Annotated in this window: 15 protein-coding genes and 1 pseudogene; 4 read left to right on the plus strand and 12 right to left on the minus strand. The window is 38.8% G+C overall.

What is annotated here, in order from left to right:
- Positions 1-196, plus strand: a pseudogene (locus AC9UC2_RS00685) (hypothetical protein); the annotation flags it as partial.
- Between the two features lie 3 nt (positions 197-199).
- Here AC9UC2_RS00685 and AC9UC2_RS00690 read toward each other — a convergent pair.
- From AC9UC2_RS00690 to rfbB, 3 genes are read right to left on the minus strand one after another with little or no spacing between them, the layout of a single operon-like run.
- The gene (locus AC9UC2_RS00690; protein WP_509524049.1) at positions 200-760 is read right to left on the minus strand and encodes a dTDP-4-dehydrorhamnose 3,5-epimerase family protein; all 561 of its coding nucleotides are present in this window, start codon (positions 758-760) and stop codon (positions 200-202) included.
- Positions 761-764: 4 nt separating this feature from the next.
- Positions 765-1,640, minus strand: a complete 876-nt coding sequence (gene rfbD, locus AC9UC2_RS00695) for a dTDP-4-dehydrorhamnose reductase (RefSeq protein WP_509524052.1) — start codon at positions 1,638-1,640, stop codon at positions 765-767.
- Positions 1,641-1,647: 7 nt separating this feature from the next.
- Positions 1,648-2,619 carry a dTDP-glucose 4,6-dehydratase gene (rfbB, locus tag AC9UC2_RS00700; RefSeq protein ID WP_509524054.1) on the minus strand — a complete coding sequence of 324 codons (972 nt, stop codon included), beginning with the start codon at positions 2,617-2,619 and terminating at the stop codon, positions 1,648-1,650.
- Between the two features lie 52 nt (positions 2,620-2,671).
- Between rfbB and rfbA the strand changes: the two genes are divergently transcribed.
- Positions 2,672-3,541, plus strand: coding sequence for a glucose-1-phosphate thymidylyltransferase RfbA (gene rfbA / locus AC9UC2_RS00705; protein WP_509524056.1), 870 nt, complete (start codon positions 2,672-2,674; stop codon positions 3,539-3,541).
- Here rfbA and AC9UC2_RS00710 read toward each other — a convergent pair.
- The 9 genes from AC9UC2_RS00710 to AC9UC2_RS00750 all read right to left on the minus strand — a co-directional run bounded on the left by AC9UC2_RS00710 (position 3,512) and on the right by AC9UC2_RS00750 (position 13,897).
- Positions 3,512-4,411 (minus strand): glycosyltransferase, encoded by a 900-nt coding sequence (locus AC9UC2_RS00710; protein WP_509524058.1) that lies wholly within the window; start codon positions 4,409-4,411, stop codon positions 3,512-3,514. The two genes, rfbA and AC9UC2_RS00710, sit on opposite strands and share 30 nt — an antisense overlap.
- A 15-nt stretch (positions 4,412-4,426) precedes the next feature.
- Entirely contained in the window at positions 4,427-6,592 is a 2,166-nt protein-coding gene (locus tag AC9UC2_RS00715) for a glycosyltransferase (RefSeq protein WP_509524060.1), read from the minus strand.
- Between the two features lie 11 nt (positions 6,593-6,603).
- On the minus strand, positions 6,604-7,899 hold the full coding sequence (locus AC9UC2_RS00720; RefSeq protein ID WP_509524063.1) for a hypothetical protein: 1,296 nt from the start codon (positions 7,897-7,899) through the stop codon (positions 6,604-6,606).
- Positions 7,896-8,618, minus strand: coding sequence for a glycosyltransferase family 2 protein (locus AC9UC2_RS00725; protein WP_509524065.1), 723 nt, complete (start codon positions 8,616-8,618; stop codon positions 7,896-7,898). The genes AC9UC2_RS00720 and AC9UC2_RS00725 overlap by 4 nt, the downstream gene beginning before the upstream one ends.
- Complete coding sequence (locus AC9UC2_RS00730) at positions 8,615-9,559, minus strand: UDP-glucuronic acid decarboxylase family protein (protein WP_509524067.1); 945 nt, start codon at positions 9,557-9,559, stop codon at positions 8,615-8,617. Before AC9UC2_RS00730 ends, AC9UC2_RS00725 begins: the two co-directional genes overlap by 4 nt.
- A 126-nt stretch (positions 9,560-9,685) precedes the next feature.
- Complete coding sequence (locus tag AC9UC2_RS00735; protein ID WP_509524070.1) at positions 9,686-11,530, minus strand: ArnT family glycosyltransferase; 1,845 nt, start codon at positions 11,528-11,530, stop codon at positions 9,686-9,688.
- Positions 11,514-12,194, minus strand: coding sequence for a class I SAM-dependent methyltransferase (locus tag AC9UC2_RS00740; protein WP_509524072.1), 681 nt, complete (start codon positions 12,192-12,194; stop codon positions 11,514-11,516). The genes AC9UC2_RS00735 and AC9UC2_RS00740 overlap by 17 nt, the downstream gene beginning before the upstream one ends.
- A 13-nt stretch (positions 12,195-12,207) precedes the next feature.
- Positions 12,208-12,948: a glycosyltransferase gene (locus AC9UC2_RS00745; protein ID WP_509524075.1), complete on the minus strand. Its 741-nt coding sequence runs from the start codon at positions 12,946-12,948 to the stop codon at positions 12,208-12,210.
- Positions 12,938-13,897 carry a GDP-mannose 4,6-dehydratase gene (locus AC9UC2_RS00750; RefSeq protein ID WP_509524078.1) on the minus strand — a complete coding sequence of 320 codons (960 nt, stop codon included), beginning with the start codon at positions 13,895-13,897 and terminating at the stop codon, positions 12,938-12,940. Before AC9UC2_RS00750 ends, AC9UC2_RS00745 begins: the two co-directional genes overlap by 11 nt.
- Positions 13,898-13,978: 81 nt before the next feature.
- Between AC9UC2_RS00750 and AC9UC2_RS00755 the strand changes: the two genes are divergently transcribed.
- Positions 13,979-15,034 carry a GDP-mannose 4,6-dehydratase gene (locus AC9UC2_RS00755; protein WP_509524080.1) on the plus strand — a complete coding sequence of 352 codons (1,056 nt, stop codon included), beginning with the start codon at positions 13,979-13,981 and terminating at the stop codon, positions 15,032-15,034.
- Entirely contained in the window at positions 15,031-16,284 is a 1,254-nt protein-coding gene (locus tag AC9UC2_RS00760) for a class I SAM-dependent methyltransferase (protein WP_509524083.1), read from the plus strand. The genes AC9UC2_RS00755 and AC9UC2_RS00760 overlap by 4 nt, the downstream gene beginning before the upstream one ends.
- Positions 16,285-16,409 lie beyond the last annotated feature (125 nt).

Consider the following 16,409-nt stretch of genomic DNA (forward strand, 5'->3'; position numbering starts at 1 on the left):
TGATAACGCGGTAATGGAACGTGATAACGCGGTAATGGAACGTGATAACGCGGTAATGGAACGTGATAACGCGGTATTGGAACGTGATAACGCGGTATTGGAACGTGATAACGCGGTAATGGAACGTGATAGTGTTGTGAATTCAAGAACTTGGAAATTATTTTCAATATACAGAAAGTTTAGAAGAGGATCTTGATGCTCAATTAAGTTTTCCCTGCTTGAGTCGCTCGGAGAGTGTTGGGGCAGTCTTATCTTTTTCTGAAATCCTCAAATCGCTTATTTTCATTCCCCAGGTAATTCCAATTTCTTCATCGAATGGATTGATTTCTAGTTCTTCTGAAGGTGAAAAAGGTGTCGACACTAAGTAAACAACCGCTGTGTTGTCCTCCAACGCCAAGAACCCATGCCCTAACCCCTCGCTGATAAAGACTGCATTTCCTGAATCGCCACTTAGTTCAACTTGAATCCATTTACCAAAACTTTTTGAATTTGGTCGAATATCAACGATTACATCTTTGATCGAACCTGCGACGCATGTAATCCATTTTGCCTGACCGCGAGGCGCAATACTGTAATGAATCCCTCGGAGGGTGCCTCTGGATGAAAGTGAAATGTTCGCTTGTTCAATTCCAAAATCTCTACCGGTTGAATTCTTGATGTCTTCGGATTTAAACCACTCGCGAAAGAATCCACGGTCATCGTTCCAAACAGGTGATTCTGCTAACCAAACTCCTTCAATGCCAAGTGGTGTTAATTCCATATATCTATTCTTCCGTCTGCACCGCAGAAATGATTGCAGGCATCACTTCATGAAGCGCGATTCGCCAATCTCTCATCGGCTGAACTGTAGTTTTTCCCCAAGCCTCATGGCTTAAAACAGAATATAAAGGCCGCTTTGCGGGTCGGGGGTACTCGCTTGAAGAAACCGGAATTACCCGGTTTGAATCTGCTCCCGCAAATTTGAATATCTCCTGAGCAAATTCGAACCAGGTTCCTTCTCCTGAATTGGTTCCGTGATAAATCCCTGCGGGTGAATTTGACAAACCCAACTCAACAAGTTGCTTCGCTAGATCCTTGGCAGAAGTTGGTTGTCCCAACTGATCATTTACCACCCGAACATCATTATCGCCATTGATTGCTAGTCGAGTCATTGTCTTTGCAAAATTCTTACCCCAAGGACTATATAGCCATGCAGTTCGAACTATCGATGAATTCTCTGGGTAAGCGAGGCGGACTCGGCCTTCTCCCTTTGCTTTTGTGCGACCGTATGCTGATTGCGGATTAATCACGTCCCCTGACTGCCACGGGGATTTACTCTTACCTGAAAACACATAATCTGTTGAAACTTGAATTAACTTGGCGCTACAGTCCTTTGCTGCCAGAGCAATATTTTCGGCTCCATCACAATTTACGACGAATGCCTCGCGCTCATTCGTTTCAGCTCCATCAACATCTGTCCATGCGGCACAATTAATAATTACTTCCGGTGACAAATGCAAAATTAAGTCACGAACTATTTCACCTTGGGTGATATCTAAATCTCTTGAATCCCAAGCAGAAAACATAATTCCAAGCTCACTAAGCTCTTGAGTGGCCGCAATACCCAATTGCCCCGATCCACCTGTAATCAACCAAGTCATTTACAGGCTAGCGATTCTTGAGTGGCTTCCACCACGCTTCATTGTCTCGATACCACTGAATGGTTTCATTAAGACCATCTTCAAACCTAACCTGGGGTTCATAACCCAATTCCCGATTGATCTTTGTCCAATCAACGCTATACCTGAGATCATGTCCTTTTCGTTCCTCCACATATTCAATCGAAGACTCATCTGCACCCATAGCTCGAAGAATCAGACTAGTGATTTCGTTATTGGTTAGCTCTCGACCGCCACCAATGTTATAGACCTCACCAGAGCGCCCATTCATTAAAACATCATAAACCCCGCGACAGTGATCATCGACATGAAGCCAGTCCCGAACATTCTTTCCAGTTCCATAGATTGGAACTTTCTTACCTTCAATTAAATTTGTAATAAATAGCGGGATCAATTTCTCTGGAAAGTGGTGCGTTCCATAGTTGTTACTGCAACGTGTAATTACTACATCCAAGCCGTGAGTTCTGTTATACGAACGAGCCAACAGTTCACCACTTGCCTTACTTGCAGAATAAGGAGAATTAGGTTGAAGTGGCCAATCTTCTGTCCAAGAGCCGAATTCGATAGAACCATAGACTTCATCTGTTGAGACCTGTACAAATCGAATCTTTCTGCTTGAGCCTTTGATGGCATCCAAAAGCACTTGGACTCCCACGATGTTGGTCTGAACAAAATCTGATGCCCCATTTATTGAACGGTCTACGTGTGACTCCGCTGCGAAATTGATTACCGCATCGATACCTTCAAGCATTGAAGCGACCAACTGCGGGTCACAAATGTCGCCTTCAACAAATGAGAAATTTGAAATATTCTCAGCCTGAGTTAAATTCTCCATAACCCCTGCGTAGGTGAGCTTGTCCAAAACGGCAACGCTGGAAATTCCCTCCATCTTGCCGTTGGCAATCATCCGCACGAAATTTGAGCCGATGAAACCTGCGGCACCCGTCACAAGTAACTTCATTTGACCACCCCCATCACAACCTATTTCTAACCTTACCCTCTAGAATTGAACAATGAAGGGAATAGTTCTAGCCGGTGGCACGGGTTCACGCCTATGGCCCATAACCCGTGCTATAAGTAAACAACTTCTGCCAATTTATGACAAGCCGATGATTTACTATCCAATATCAACTTTGATGCTTGCTGGAATTCGCGAGATCTTAATTATCACAACTCCTCATGACCAGTCGCAATTCAAAGAGTTGCTTGGCGATGGGTCGCGTCTTGGAGTCTCATTTCATTATCAAACCCAGATTGAACCTAGGGGCATAGCCCAAGCATTCACAATTGGTGAAAAATTTCTGTCGGGCGATTCTTGTCTGATGGTTCTAGGAGACAATATTTTTCATGGAGCTGGCCTTGGAAAAGGAATTTTAAATACTCTTCCACAACTAGGTGCTCACATTTTTGCTTATGAGGTAACAGACCCAAGTTCATATGGGGTTTTAGAAATTGATGCAAGCGGCGAACCAAAGAGTATCATAGAAAAACCACACTCTCCTAAATCTAATCTCGCAGTAACTGGTCTATATTTTTTCGACAACAGGGTAAGTGAAATATCAAAACACGTGGAACCAAGTAAGAGGGGTGAACTAGAAATAACTTCAGTCTTACAACACTACTTAGATAACGATTTATTAACATATACAAAGTTGTCAAGAGGTTCTGCTTGGCTCGATACTGGAAACCCCAAATCTTTAAACGATGCCGCAAATTTTGTAAGAGTTATTGAAGAGAGAACTGGCCTTAAAATTGCGTGTCTTGAAGAAATTGCTTGGAAAAATAACTGGATATCAAAATCTCAAATTGAAAAAATTGTTGTTGAACTTGCTGCAAGTGAGTACTCAAAGTATCTAGTTACTATTCTTAATTCTGATCACTAGTGGTGTAAAGAGACGGAAAAGAAAGTGATCGTATGCACTTTGTCTATACACCTTGAGTTTAAAAACTCTGAGATAGCGAAATGTGATCGAACTCGATCTATATGCTGCTAAAAATTTGTGTGCCTCATTAGAGACCTCATTTGGCAGATATTCCGGATACAATTCAACTAGCATTTGAACTTGTGTATAAAACTTCAAAAATCCTAATCTAACCTTTCGAACGTTCATTCGATTCTTGCCGATCCCTATTTGATTATTTTCATGCAATCTATATCTAACCAATGGCTCATCCAAAGTGATTACTGTACCAACAGACGATAGCAATAGATATATCCATGCATCAAAATAAACATCTGTTGGAATTGCTTTCAAAGTGATTAATTCCAAGCCTTTTGGATTTAAAACAATTGTATTTCCGTATGCGATATTCTCGATAAATGCATTCCTCCACGATGGGGGTCGACGTAGGGTTGGCGAAGTTCCAATTTCCCGTCCCTCTTCGTCGATGTAGAATCTTCTTGATGTTACAAGACTAGGTTTGTCTGAATTGAAACTTTCTATTTGTACCGCTAATTTGTCATCTTTCCACACATCATCTTGATCTGAAAATGCAACGAATGCACCGCGAGGGACCCTCTTAAGGATGCTTGCATAGGCTTTTGAGCTTCCAACGTGGTCCGCTGATTCTAAATATATCTCAAACCCAGCTTGTTGCCATTTCAAGATTATGTTCAACGAGTTGTCTGTGGAACCATCATCAACAATGAGCAATTTAACATCTATCTGTTTTTGATCAAAAATACTTTTAATCTGTTCATCCAAAAACTTTTCGCCGTTGAAGACAGCCATGACTACATAAACCATTTTCATGAATAAATTATTCACTCATCGCTTGAATGACTGAATTAACACAGCCTCTATTTCTTGGAGGAATTTTCTGCCATCTTTTGGAATAGATACAAAGTGAAAATTTTTCTGACCTTGAAAGCGATCAAATGGCGCCCCGATGTCGAATGCTATTACCGGAATATTCATTCCGCTTAACTCATCGCAAACATACGAATAAGTTTCTGGACATATCGAGGGGAAAAGAGCCCCCACAAAATTGAATTTTTCATAGCGCTCTTCTATCTCGTTGAGACTTGAGTAAGGCCCGTAATTGAAATAATTCTTTGATTGAATATCCATGTCAATGAGGCCAAAATGTCGCAAGTAAATATCTGATTCAAGATTCTCTAATTCTCGCGAAAGACTCTTTAATACTCCAGAACCTTTGGCATAATTAATGTTACCTAAGACGAGAAAGTCCAGAGGTTTCTTCAATGAAGGGTCCACCTTTGATACATAACTCCTCAGAATTTTAGTAGTCGGGCTAATGACAAAGCACTTCAAGTCAAATGCAGGAAAAACCCTCAAAAATTCTTCTTTTGCAAAGTTACTCGGAAAACGTATTTCTTTCAAATTCATAAACAATTCAGACCATTCATTACGCCATTCATGAATGCTGACTGACTTACTTTCTATTGCGAATACATTTTTTGGCAGACACTTTTGGCATGTTTCTTCTTGTGGTAAGTCACAATATCTTCCATGAGAGTTAATTAAGTTTATTGAAGGGCACAGTGAGTGAAAATCATGAAGGACTATGAAGCAATCAGTAATTTCAGAATTGACTAAATATGCTCTAATTTTTCTAATTACTTTGGAGGATGACGTGCCCGGCACAAAAGCAATACTGTTTACAAGAAGAGATTTGTCATTAAATTTCTGGCTAAAATTCACCAAATCATCCCAAGTTCCATAAAAATTGATTTGAATTTTCTCATGAACAATAGTCATACTCAAATCTTCTTCATTCAGCGGTTTAATCAAAAGATAGATAGAGGAATCTTTTAAGATACCTTCTTCCCTTGAATACTTGCGAGCACCTCCACTTACACTGCTATCAAAAATTATCTGCAAATTAGAATTAGAAAATTCAATGAGATATATCAAATATAACTCGAGTCTATACTTTTCTAAAGGATCGTTCAAATAGAAATTCCTAATCAAACCACTATATTCAGGATAGTCTTTGTTTAATTGTTGTGAATGCAATAACCGCAATAGTTCTTTCTCCGATCCAAAAGTGGCGCCATGTGAATGCCAAACATAAACACTTGGACAAATAAAATTCAGGAATCCACGATTTCGAGCGCGAAGTGACCAATCATTTTCTTCTCCATAACCCCTCGGGTATTTGTCTTCATCAAACATTCCAATTTCGTTTATGACTTTTCTAGAAATTAGCATGCAAAAGCCAACTCCAGTTGGTGTAACTGGCCACATATCAGAATTCCAAAAAGTTTTTTTACTCCTTGCCACTTGATCAAGCTGCAGGGCTATCTCCGCCGAAATTGAACTGCAGTCAACGCCAATTAAGGGTGCAGATGCAATTTCTGCTGCATTGGAAAGTGGAGTGATGCTCGCGGCCCTCGGGTCTTCTTGCAATTTCATATGCATTCGGCTTGCAAAAAGATTCGGAACTGATGTGTCGGAGTTTAATAGAAGTATGTCGTTATCTTGGGTTGCAAAAAGCAATGCGTAATTTACGCTCCCAGTAAAACCTAAATTTTCTGGTGTTTTGATCAGTTTAATCCGTGGCGTCTCAGTCGCTAGTTTTTGCAATTTTTTGAACATATCTTGCTCATCGCTACAATCATCAACCAAAACTATTTCTACCAATGGCTCGCTGTCGATTAGTTGAAAGACTAATTTACTTACCATGTCAAAATCATTAAAAATCGGTACTACAATTGATATGTTTGAGACTGGCGCAACCACTGGTGGGCTTTGGATGGTGTAATAGTTGAGTTCCAACTCTCTTAAATTGAGAGCATTCTTGTTTGGGTTCATAAGATAAACATTAAAATCTCTCAAAATTGTTTTGAACCTCTTTTTTGGCATATTCAAAACATAGCTTCGCAACTTGGATCGATTAGTTTTTAAAGTTAGATTCTTGATTTTAGCAAAAAAGATTCTAAATTCGCGAGGAATATTTTTGAAATTCATTGCTATAAACTCTACTTATATACGCAATATCGTAAAGATAGCGAGATCATAGATTGAGTATACGGGTCTGAAGTCAAAGAACTTGCAAATTCTTTTATTTCCGGTTTTGGGTGATTTGAATTGCAATACTTGTCAACTTCGATCAAAAGATTCTTATAGGGGCTTGACTGGTCACGATCAAGAGCTGAAACAAATGCCTGTGCTATCCAAAGTTTTCCAGGAGCCATGTCAGCTATTTTTGGTTTCCAAGAGTCCTGAGGATTTACCAGAACTGTACCAAGCGCAGCGATGAAGATTAGATGCGAGTTTAGAATTGAAGTTCTAAACTTTTTCTCCTCTTTTGAAAAAACATAAACAGTCCTGATCAATAAAATTGGAGCAATAAGTGAATAAGACACGTATGTAAATCTTGATTCAGGCCACTGATAGAAAAACGTTAAGAATAATATTGAATACCCTGGAATAAGATCTGAGCTGAGGAAAATAAATTTTGATATTGGTCTAATTCGATTCTTGCTCATTGAGCTTAGAAGCGCGAATACTAAAACCAATATGGGCCCAAATGTGACAAGCCAAGTATTAAAGTAGAACGAAGACATATCCAAAGACAGCTTTAAAAGTGGGAAATTAACTGGCGTGGCGAGATGTGGAATAGCATCTTGATAGAATTTAGTTACGAAGAGATAAATTCCTATTGGTCCCAAAATCCCCTGCAAAATACATCGGAAAAAACCACTTCTGGCTAAACTCATCGTGAATGGAATTAGAGATATTAGGCAATATGATTGAAACAAGGATGAAATGAGAATCAAAAAAAGGATTTTTAGGTAAGTTACTTTAGTAATATCATCATTTGTGAGAATCAAGGAAACCGCATAGCACATAATTCCAATTGCGATCGTATCTGCCAAGATAAATAGTGAAATAAAGTGGATATAGCTCAGAAAATAGACAGCCAAAATTAGGAATAGTTTTTGTGGGGTTATTAAATACCTAGAAGCATATTTCTGAATAGCTATACATTGCAGAGTTAAGCCTGCTGTGTTGGAGGCCCAAAAAATCGCGCCAAATCCCCCAAAAAATGCATCAAATTTACTAACCATAACAATTCCTGGATTTCGCAGAATTGGAAGAACCAAATCATCGGTGCCAATAAGTCTTCCCTCAAGTATCGTGTCAAAACCATCAGGTGAGATATACGGCCAGTTTAAAAGCAACGATTTAGAATTAATACCTGAAAGAACCACGCCGAATAGCAAAAAAAAGAAGAAATTTTGTTTTTTGTAAAGGTTGGGTAGTTTTGTCACTTAGAACTTATGGACCTTAGAATTCGATTTTTGGCAGCTGGTGTGTTGTATTTTACGATGCACCGAATCGCGCTAAATCCGTCTTTCCAGGTAATTTTTTTGCCGTCATCGTAAGTTCGGCCATTGTATGAAATGGGAACTTCGAAAATTCGTAATCTCATAGCAGCTAATTTAGCTGTCATCTCTGGTTCAATACCAAATCGAGGTTCTTGAATTTTTAGTAGTTTTGCATATTCTGACTTCATCATTTTATAACATGTCTCCATGTCGGTTAAGTCGATATTTGTAAACATATTTGATAGAAGGGTTAGAAAATTATTTCCCATACGATGCCAAAAATACAATGCTCGCCTTGAACCACTCGAAGTAAATCTTGAACCAAACACCGCATCCGCTTTTCCAGAAATTAGTGGTTCAAGAAGTGCGTTGTAATCATTTGGGTCATATTCCAGATCCGCATCTTGTATTACACAAAACTCCAAACTCACAGAGGCAAATCCTCTAGAAACCGCGGCTCCTTTCCCTTGATTGCGCTCTTGAGCGAGAACTATGAATCTTTTGTCACTAATTTTTCTAAGAAGTTCTAAACTTCTGTCTGTTGAGCAATCATCAATTACAATCACTTCCCCAACACTTTCTTGTTTAAGGACACTCTGAACCAGCTCTAAAATTGTATTTTCCTCGTTGTAACAAGGAATTATCACGGAAAGATTCTTCATTTTGTCCCCATTTTTAACTTCAAATTCGAGAAATAGGCAATTGTATTTCTTAAGCCGGTTTTTCGATCAATCACGGGTTGCCACCCCAGTTGCTTGCTAGCATTGGTGATGTCTGGGACGCGTTGCTTTGGGTCATCACTTGGAAGCTGCAAGTGCTTAATTTTAGACTTTGAGTTTGTGAGAGAAATAATCTCTTCAGCAAGATCGAGCATTGAAATTGGCCCTGGATTCCCCAAATTGATAGGTCCATTTGTATCTTCTGAATTAAACAAAGCCACCAATCCATCTATCAGATCGTCAACATAACAAAAACTACGCGTCTGCGTTCCATCCCCAAAAATCGTCAATGGCTCATTATTCAAAGCTTGCCAGATAAAATTACTTACTACGCGGCCATCATCGATTGCCATATTTGGTCCGAATGTATTGAAGATTCGAGCTACTCTAATTCTTGTGTTGTACTGTCTATTGTAGTCGAAAAAGATCGTTTCAGCGGCTCTCTTACCTTCGTCGTAGCAGGCCCTAATACCAATCGGATTTACATTTCCAAGATAACTTTCATTTTGTGGAGAGACTTGCGGGTCACCATAGATTTCAGAAGTCGATGCTTGCAAAATTGGAATATTCAACCTTTTAGCAATTCCCAACATATTTATTGAGCCAACAACACAAGTTTTCAAAGTCTGAACAGGATCCTTCTGATAGTGCTTCGGCGAAGCGGGACAAGCCAAATTGAAAATCCCGTCTACTTCGACAAATAGAGGAAAGGTTATGTCATGGCGTAAAAATTCGAAATTTGGGTTATCAATCAAATCCACAATATTAGACTTCGACCCCGTGTAGAGATTATCTACTGCCAAAACTTCATGCCCTTGACTTAATAGCTTTCTACACAAATGCGAGCCCAGAAATCCTGCACCACCTGAGACTAAAATCCTCATAGGGACTATCCTAACTCTAAACGGGTATTACTTGAGATCACAATCGACAAAAGAAAACAATTCTTGAGGGTTAAATGAATCCGTGTCCGCTGCAACTTGGAGAATCGCTTGAACTGACACTTAAGTCTAGCGAATGTCACAGTAAGTCGCCTTGCTTTTCTGGAAGAATTCTGAAGTCAAAATGTTTGGTTGCCCCCAAAGTCCAAAGGAAGTCCCTTGCGTTATTTCTTGATTGATTTTTAGGTACCTACAAAAGCCCAAAATTTGTATTTCTGAGGCAGGAAATCCGGAACTTTCTGCTAGCGCTAAGCCATAAGCGCTTATCCACAAATTGCTACCCTCGGTTGAAGATTGTAAAACAACATCTACAGTTCTTAACATTTCTGCTTTACTTAGACCATTAAGAATATATGCACCGCCCGGAAGATATGTAATTTTTTCGCTATCCAAGGAAGCCTTAAACATATTGTTCGCCCAAGGTTGTCCAATCAATAGATTTGAGCGCGAGTCAACTTTCGGTAGAAGAACTATCGTAGAGAAATAATCATTTTTACCAAAGACAGATTCATTTTCAAGATAAATCCTTTTTATAACGTACGGTAACCAAGTGGGTGTTACTTGCATATTTGTGCCAATTGATACTGGCCAGCCAGGTAGGTACTGATTGAAGTCTCCCGATTGAAAAACAATCACTTCATTTTCTTGGCTAATATCATTTGATAAAATGTAGTTGTTTACCTGATCAAATTGAATCTTGTCAATCCTGATTGCCTGATGATATGATGTAAAAACATATTGAACTATCAAAATTACGATTAATAAATTGGAAAAATACTTTGCGTAATTGAATTTAGATTGAGTAATAAAATGAACAAGCATGACTAAAATACCGATCCATCCAAAGATACCCAAAGAAAAATATCGGTCAAAAAATTGAAGTTTTGTCAGACAATATAGTGCAATAAAAATCGTGATTGAATTCAAAAAATTAACAAGTGTAAGACTAGAGAGTGAAGTAATCAGCGCTTGATGTGGCTTTGACGAATTTATGATCGTGTGAGTTTTTTTGTAAGGAAGAAGAGCCAAAGAGATTACTATCAATATACTCATAATTATTATGAAATTGAATCCGAGGACTACTTTTGTCAGGGTTAAAATAAACTCAGGTAATGTTTGTAATTTCATAAAAGCTTCTGAAAAGTTATTTATGTAGCTATCAGGTGCTCCAATGATTGTGCTCTCTGTATTCTTCGTCCATTGCACCGAGTAAATCGCACTAAGAATAGGTGCTATAAAAATATAAACTTCTTTAACTCCATTAAACTTTAATTTTTTCCGGTGAATGATAATGATAACAAAAGTGATTGAAAGAAAAACGGTAGATACCGGTCCTTCTAGAGCACGACTCCAAGGTAAGAAGGTTAGAAAAATAACCATCCACAGCCGATTCCTTCTTTCATTTCCGGTCGAAAAATAGAAAATGGAAACTATTAGGAACGTATAAAGGGCATAAGGCCGTGCAGTCTGTTGTTGAAATACCAGGGCGGGGGTCACTGCAGCGAGGATTCCAGCGAGTGTTCCAATCTTCAAGTTGCTTAACTTTGTGATCGTTAAGGCAAAGATGACACAAGACATTATTCCAAAGAAAGTTGGTGGGATCCTAATTGCAAAATTATCTGCCCCGAAAATTCTCATTGAAAGCCATGCAAATGTCATATCTAAAGGGGGCATCCCCAAATATCTGCTATTGCTCCAAGTGCCTCCGAGTGACTCCGAGACTAGTAACGCCTGAATTTGTTCATCTACATGTAAACTTTCTCTGCTAATTCCAAATATTCTCCAAAAAGCAGAGTTAACAAGCGTTATTAACAGAACTAAGAGGCCACCCCTCTTTGATAAGGAAAATTTCTTTGATTTAATATCTGAGGGTAACCTTTTATGTAGGCTTTCTCTTTTATGTTGATTTTTCAAGGGTGATCACCATGTAGGTAAACATATCTCGCCAGCTCATACGAAAACTTATAATTCTTAAGTCTGTTTCGACAAGATACTTTCTAAAATTAGTTACAGTTGAAACTTTATTAGGCTCATCAGGATGCAAAACAATAGCTTTGCGAAAAATTTTTTGCAATACAAAATGAACAACATATAAAAAAACCACCGATGTTCCGTAAACAGGTGGCCAAAACAAGACAATTCTTCCTTTAGAAGGCAATGAGGCTGAAAAGTTTTGAAAAGACAAGACAATCTCTTCAGGAGTTAAATGTTCCATTACTCCTAAGTTGTAAATACCCTGGACTTGCAAATCCTTGAAGTTCTTTTCTGTAATGTTCAACAGTATCACTTCTGAATCAGGGTGTTGCTTTACATACTTATCTAGTGCTAATTTAGACATGTCTCCCGCTACTATTTCAAAACTATCTCTGACAAGCAAATCAACTTCACCAGCCCCTGAACCAGCATGCAATAAGCGAGCACCTTGATTAAAATTACGAGAGAGCACTCTAGCTAATCTTGGTCCAATCAAGTGCTGGCGGTAAAAATGCGCAATTCTCGAATAAATTCGCGTAAATAAACTTGGCGATAATTCTTCCTCCCAGTAGGAATCCCATTCCTCAGGTGTGTTTTCTCTCATAGCAAAATCTCACTCAAAGTAGTCCTCGTTTCCTGGCTAGCCTGAAGTCTATCCTTAACTTAAAAATATTTGATAGTAATTTGATAACTTTTAACAATGTCATTTTTGAGTTTCCATAAGTTCTCTTTGGGAGGTAAACAGGAATTTCCTCAATATGAAGATTATTCTTTTTGAGGAAATATGCGCTTTTTGGAAAAAACTCATAAGCCGAATTTTCAAGCCAAGTTAACATGGAGGGCTTTATCGACTCAACTTTATAAGCCCGGAAGCCAGAGCTAACATCCCACTCCATTCGTAGAAGCTTTTGAGTGAGGGAGTGACCAAGACTAGTCATAAGTCTACGCAATAAAGTCCAACTAGACGTTCCGTCCTCGAGCAAGAATCGAGAAGCGATCACCACTGAAGTAAAGTCATTCTTATATAAAGTCGAAACTAATTCATCAATGTACTTCGGATCGTGAGTGAGATCCCCGTCCATGCTTATACAAATTTTATACTTTTCTCTAAGTGCATACCGAAGTCCCTCGACGTGGGCTGAACCTATTCCGCGTCGGAAGTGGTGCTCTATGACTTTAACTCTGCGAGTCGGTGAATTTAATGATTTCGCATATTCTGAACTTCCATCGGTACTTCCATCATCTATCACCAAAACAGTAGAGTTTGGTTGAAAAGTAAAGATACTCGGAAGTAAATAAATTAAATTCTCTTTCTCGTTAATTGTAGGAATGACAATTAGTAATTCTTTACTTTGCAATGTTTTCTCTCTTCGTCTGCCAATCCCCTACTAGCCGCCTGATTGTTTGTTCTGGGGTAAATACCTCTGGTTGTGGAATCAATCTCTTTAGGAGGGAATTATCTCCTTGCAACAGAATTTCTCTACTAAATCCTTGGCTCTCGGTTTCAAAGTAAATATGTTCCTTGTAATTTAGATTCAATTCTTGAAAAACAAGTTTGCAAAAATCCTTTATCCCTATCGAATATCCAGATGAAAATACACAATTGCCTGTGAAGTTTGTATTCATTAGAATAATCAAATTTCGCATAAAATCATTTGCATGTGAAACGTCGAATCTACTATTTTCCCCCCTAAGTTTCAATATCTTTTTTTCTTTTTTCCCATCATAAACATCGAGTGCATGATTTATAACCTTGTGACTCAAGTAAAACTCAGTCCTGAATACACTTTCATGGTTATAAAAGATTCCAACAATTGGTTTGATTTGCTCACTTTTCCTTGAATATTTAAATAGCGTCTCGCTCATACGTACTTTTGAAATTGCATAAGGTTCTAGCGGTGATGGGATGGTTTCTTCATTCTGGGGGGACTGGAAGCTACCTGAAAAAATTAAGCTTGAACTCGCAAGAAATAACTTAATTTGCGTACCGACTATAATCACTGCTTTACAAATATTCTCAAAAAGTTTTTCAATTTGAATAAAATTATCTGAGGCCGAGTCTTTATCCAAACCTCTGATGGATTTCGGCCTGCTATATGCTGCCAAAAAATAGATTTTGTCGATACTGAACTCTTTAATCAGTTCTGCGGCCATCGATGCGCTCATGTTACGAATCTTTTCAACCGAGCCATCAGGAAATAGAATTTCGGTTCTAAACTGCAGGATCAACTGCTCGCCGAGGACGGAAAGTTGATCTGCTAAGACTTTCCCATCTTGGCCGCCAGCACCCACAATCCAAGTTGTCATAATTCCTCCCAGACCGGCTTAAATTCTAAATTGGGCGTTTTGGTATTGGCCTCACGAGGCAAAAGTATAGACACTTAAGCCATGAAAACTGCTCTAATATTTGGTGTCACTGGCCAAGATGGAAGTTATTTGGCAGAAATTTTGTTGAGTAGGGGATATTCAGTGCATGGCGTCGTTCGAAGGTCATCATCATTTAATACTAAGCGAATTGAACATCTTATTGACCATGGTCACCCCAACAATAGATCAAAGAATCTGCTTCATTTACACTATGGCGATTTAGTTGATGCACTTGGAACCACCGAAATCATCCGTCGTTTAAAACCTCATTTGATTTTCAATTTAGCAGCACAGAGCCATGTGAAAATTTCTTTCGATATCCCGAACTACACACATGCAGTTAACTTTTTAGGTGTCCAAAACATACTTGAAGGAATTCGACTGACGAACATTGATACTCGATTTTATCAAGCAAGCACTTCCGAGCTATTTGGTAATCAGCCTGCACCGCAAGGTTTAGAAACTATGTTTGCACCTGAATCGCCATATGGAATTTCTAAGCAATCTGCCCACTCACTTGTCGATTTTTATCGCAAAACATATGGTTTATTTGCGGTAGCTGGGATTTTATTCAACCATGAAAGTTATCGCCGTGGTGAAAATTTTGTGACAAAAAAAATAGTAAAGGAAGCTGTGCGCATCAAGAATCAACTACGTAGTGGGGAAAGTCCCGAAAGTATCCGGCTAGGGAATATACAAAGTTGTCGAGATTGGGGTTACGCGCCAGAATATATGTATGCTGCATACGAGATGTTGCTAGCTAATAATCCAGCCTCAATCATTGTTGGAACAGGTGTTTCTGCAAGCGTTAGAGACTTTCTAAATAGAGTTTTTGCCAACTTTGAACTTGATCCAGAAGAGTGGCTTCAAATCGATCCTCACTATGAGCGAATATCCGACGTTATTGATTTGAAAGCAGACAACAGCAGCATGTTTGTTACTCTTGGGTGGACACCAAAGATTGATTGGAAACATCTTTGTGATTTAATGTGTGAACAAGAGCTCTCTCAAATTGAAGGTGCGCACGATTGGGATAGTTATGATCCCAAGAGAGATTCTACGAGGCTCATAAGATGAGTTTAGAAAGTAAAGTCGACTTACCATTTTCATTGATCTCACATTGTCGGGTTTGCGAGTCCCGTGAACTTTCAAAGTCAATATCTCTAGGAAACCTTGCTTCCTGTGGTTTTTTTCCAAAAACTAAAGATGAAAAGGTCGGATACGGCTATCTAAATTTATTAGTGTGTGGCCAATGTGGCCTGGTCCAATTGGATCGTGACTTTGAAACTTCCAGTTTATTTGGTGTGGACTATGGTTACGAATCGAAGTTAAATAGCTCAATGGTCTTTCATTTAAATCAACTTGCAAGAGAGGTGTATGACTTTGCTCAAAAAAGGACTTCGGTCAATAGAATCCTTGACATTGGCTCAAACGATGGGACTTTTTTGAACTGGTTTGTTGAACACGGGAAAGATAGTTTAATGCTCGTTGGGATTGATCCTGCAATTGATCAGCTTGCCGACAATTACTCCCAAGGCATCTTAAAGATTTCAGATTTTTTCTCAAGTAGTCGGGTTGCTGAGGCATTACATGCGAATGCAAAATTTGATTTGATAACTAGCATTGCGATGTTTTATGATCTACCCGATCCAAATGCCTTTGTTCAGGGAATTTCTGAAATATTAGATGTGAATGGCATTTGGGTTTTTGAATTAACCACTCTTGAAACCATTTTATCAAGTAATGCATTCGATTCTATCTGCCATGAACACTTGGAGTATTATAACATTGAAGCAATCGAATTCTTACTGCAGAAGCATGGCTTGGTAATTGATCACGTCAAGCACACAAATGCGAATGGTGGCAGCTTAAGAGTTTATGCAAAGCATTTGAGCAAAGTCCTTGCTAATTCAGTAATAATTGCAAAAATTGATGTAGGGGTAATCATTGATTCTCTGAATGGAATGAAAATTGAAATTGACAAAAATATCGACATGTTAAAGGAATACATTTCTGAGGAAAGTAGACTCGGGAAAGAAATTCATGGACTAGGAGCCTCAACCAAAGGAAACACATTTCTGCAATACGCAGAAATTAATTCTCGCGACCTGTCCTGTATAGCTGAGGTTAATCCCATCAAGTTCGGTTGTTTCGCTCCTGGCTCACTAATCCCTATCGTGAGTGAGCAAGATTCCCTTGCTCAAAATCCTTCAGGATATTTGGTATTGCCGTGGCATTTTCGGGATAATCTTTTAGATAGGAACCAGTCTTTTCTGCGGAAAGGTGGAAATTTGATTTTCTCATTGCCATCTTTTAGCGTTGTTTAGGTACTGGGTTTTGAAAAACTCCTGATTTCGCCTGTCTAAAAATTTTTCTGAGTTGAATTTTTATCTTACTTGCAAATAATTTGCCTAATTGAAGGGTTCTTCAAATTTAATAATTACACTGTGTC

The organism is Candidatus Planktophila sp., from assembly GCF_036734405.1.
Lineage (GTDB): Bacteria > Actinomycetota > Actinomycetes > Nanopelagicales > Nanopelagicaceae > Planktophila.

Excerpts from the sequence above, each read along its gene's own strand:
- AC9UC2_RS00710 (WP_509524058.1), bottom strand. The coding sequence starts at position 4,411 with ATGAAAATGGTTTATGTAGTCATGGCTGTCTTCAACGGCGAAAAGTTT.
- rfbD (WP_509524052.1), bottom strand. The coding sequence starts at position 1,640 with ATGACTTGGTTGATTACAGGTGGATCGGGGCAATTGGGTATTGCGGCC.
- AC9UC2_RS00715 (WP_509524060.1), bottom strand. The coding sequence starts at position 6,592 with ATGAATTTCAAAAATATTCCTCGCGAATTTAGAATCTTTTTTGCTAAA.
- rfbA (WP_509524056.1), top strand. The coding sequence starts at position 2,672 with ATGAAGGGAATAGTTCTAGCCGGTGGCACGGGTTCACGCCTATGGCCC.
- rfbB (WP_509524054.1), bottom strand. The coding sequence starts at position 2,619 with ATGAAGTTACTTGTGACGGGTGCCGCAGGTTTCATCGGCTCAAATTTC.
- AC9UC2_RS00740 (WP_509524072.1), bottom strand. The coding sequence starts at position 12,194 with ATGAGAGAAAACACACCTGAGGAATGGGATTCCTACTGGGAGGAAGAA.
- AC9UC2_RS00760 (WP_509524083.1), top strand. The coding sequence starts at position 15,031 with ATGAGTTTAGAAAGTAAAGTCGACTTACCATTTTCATTGATCTCACAT.
- AC9UC2_RS00690 (WP_509524049.1), bottom strand. The coding sequence starts at position 760 with ATGGAATTAACACCACTTGGCATTGAAGGAGTTTGGTTAGCAGAATCA.
- AC9UC2_RS00730 (WP_509524067.1), bottom strand. The coding sequence starts at position 9,559 with ATGAGGATTTTAGTCTCAGGTGGTGCAGGATTTCTGGGCTCGCATTTG.
- AC9UC2_RS00725 (WP_509524065.1), bottom strand. The coding sequence starts at position 8,618 with ATGAAGAATCTTTCCGTGATAATTCCTTGTTACAACGAGGAAAATACA.
- AC9UC2_RS00750 (WP_509524078.1), bottom strand. The coding sequence starts at position 13,897 with ATGACAACTTGGATTGTGGGTGCTGGCGGCCAAGATGGGAAAGTCTTA.
- AC9UC2_RS00755 (WP_509524080.1), top strand. The coding sequence starts at position 13,979 with ATGAAAACTGCTCTAATATTTGGTGTCACTGGCCAAGATGGAAGTTAT.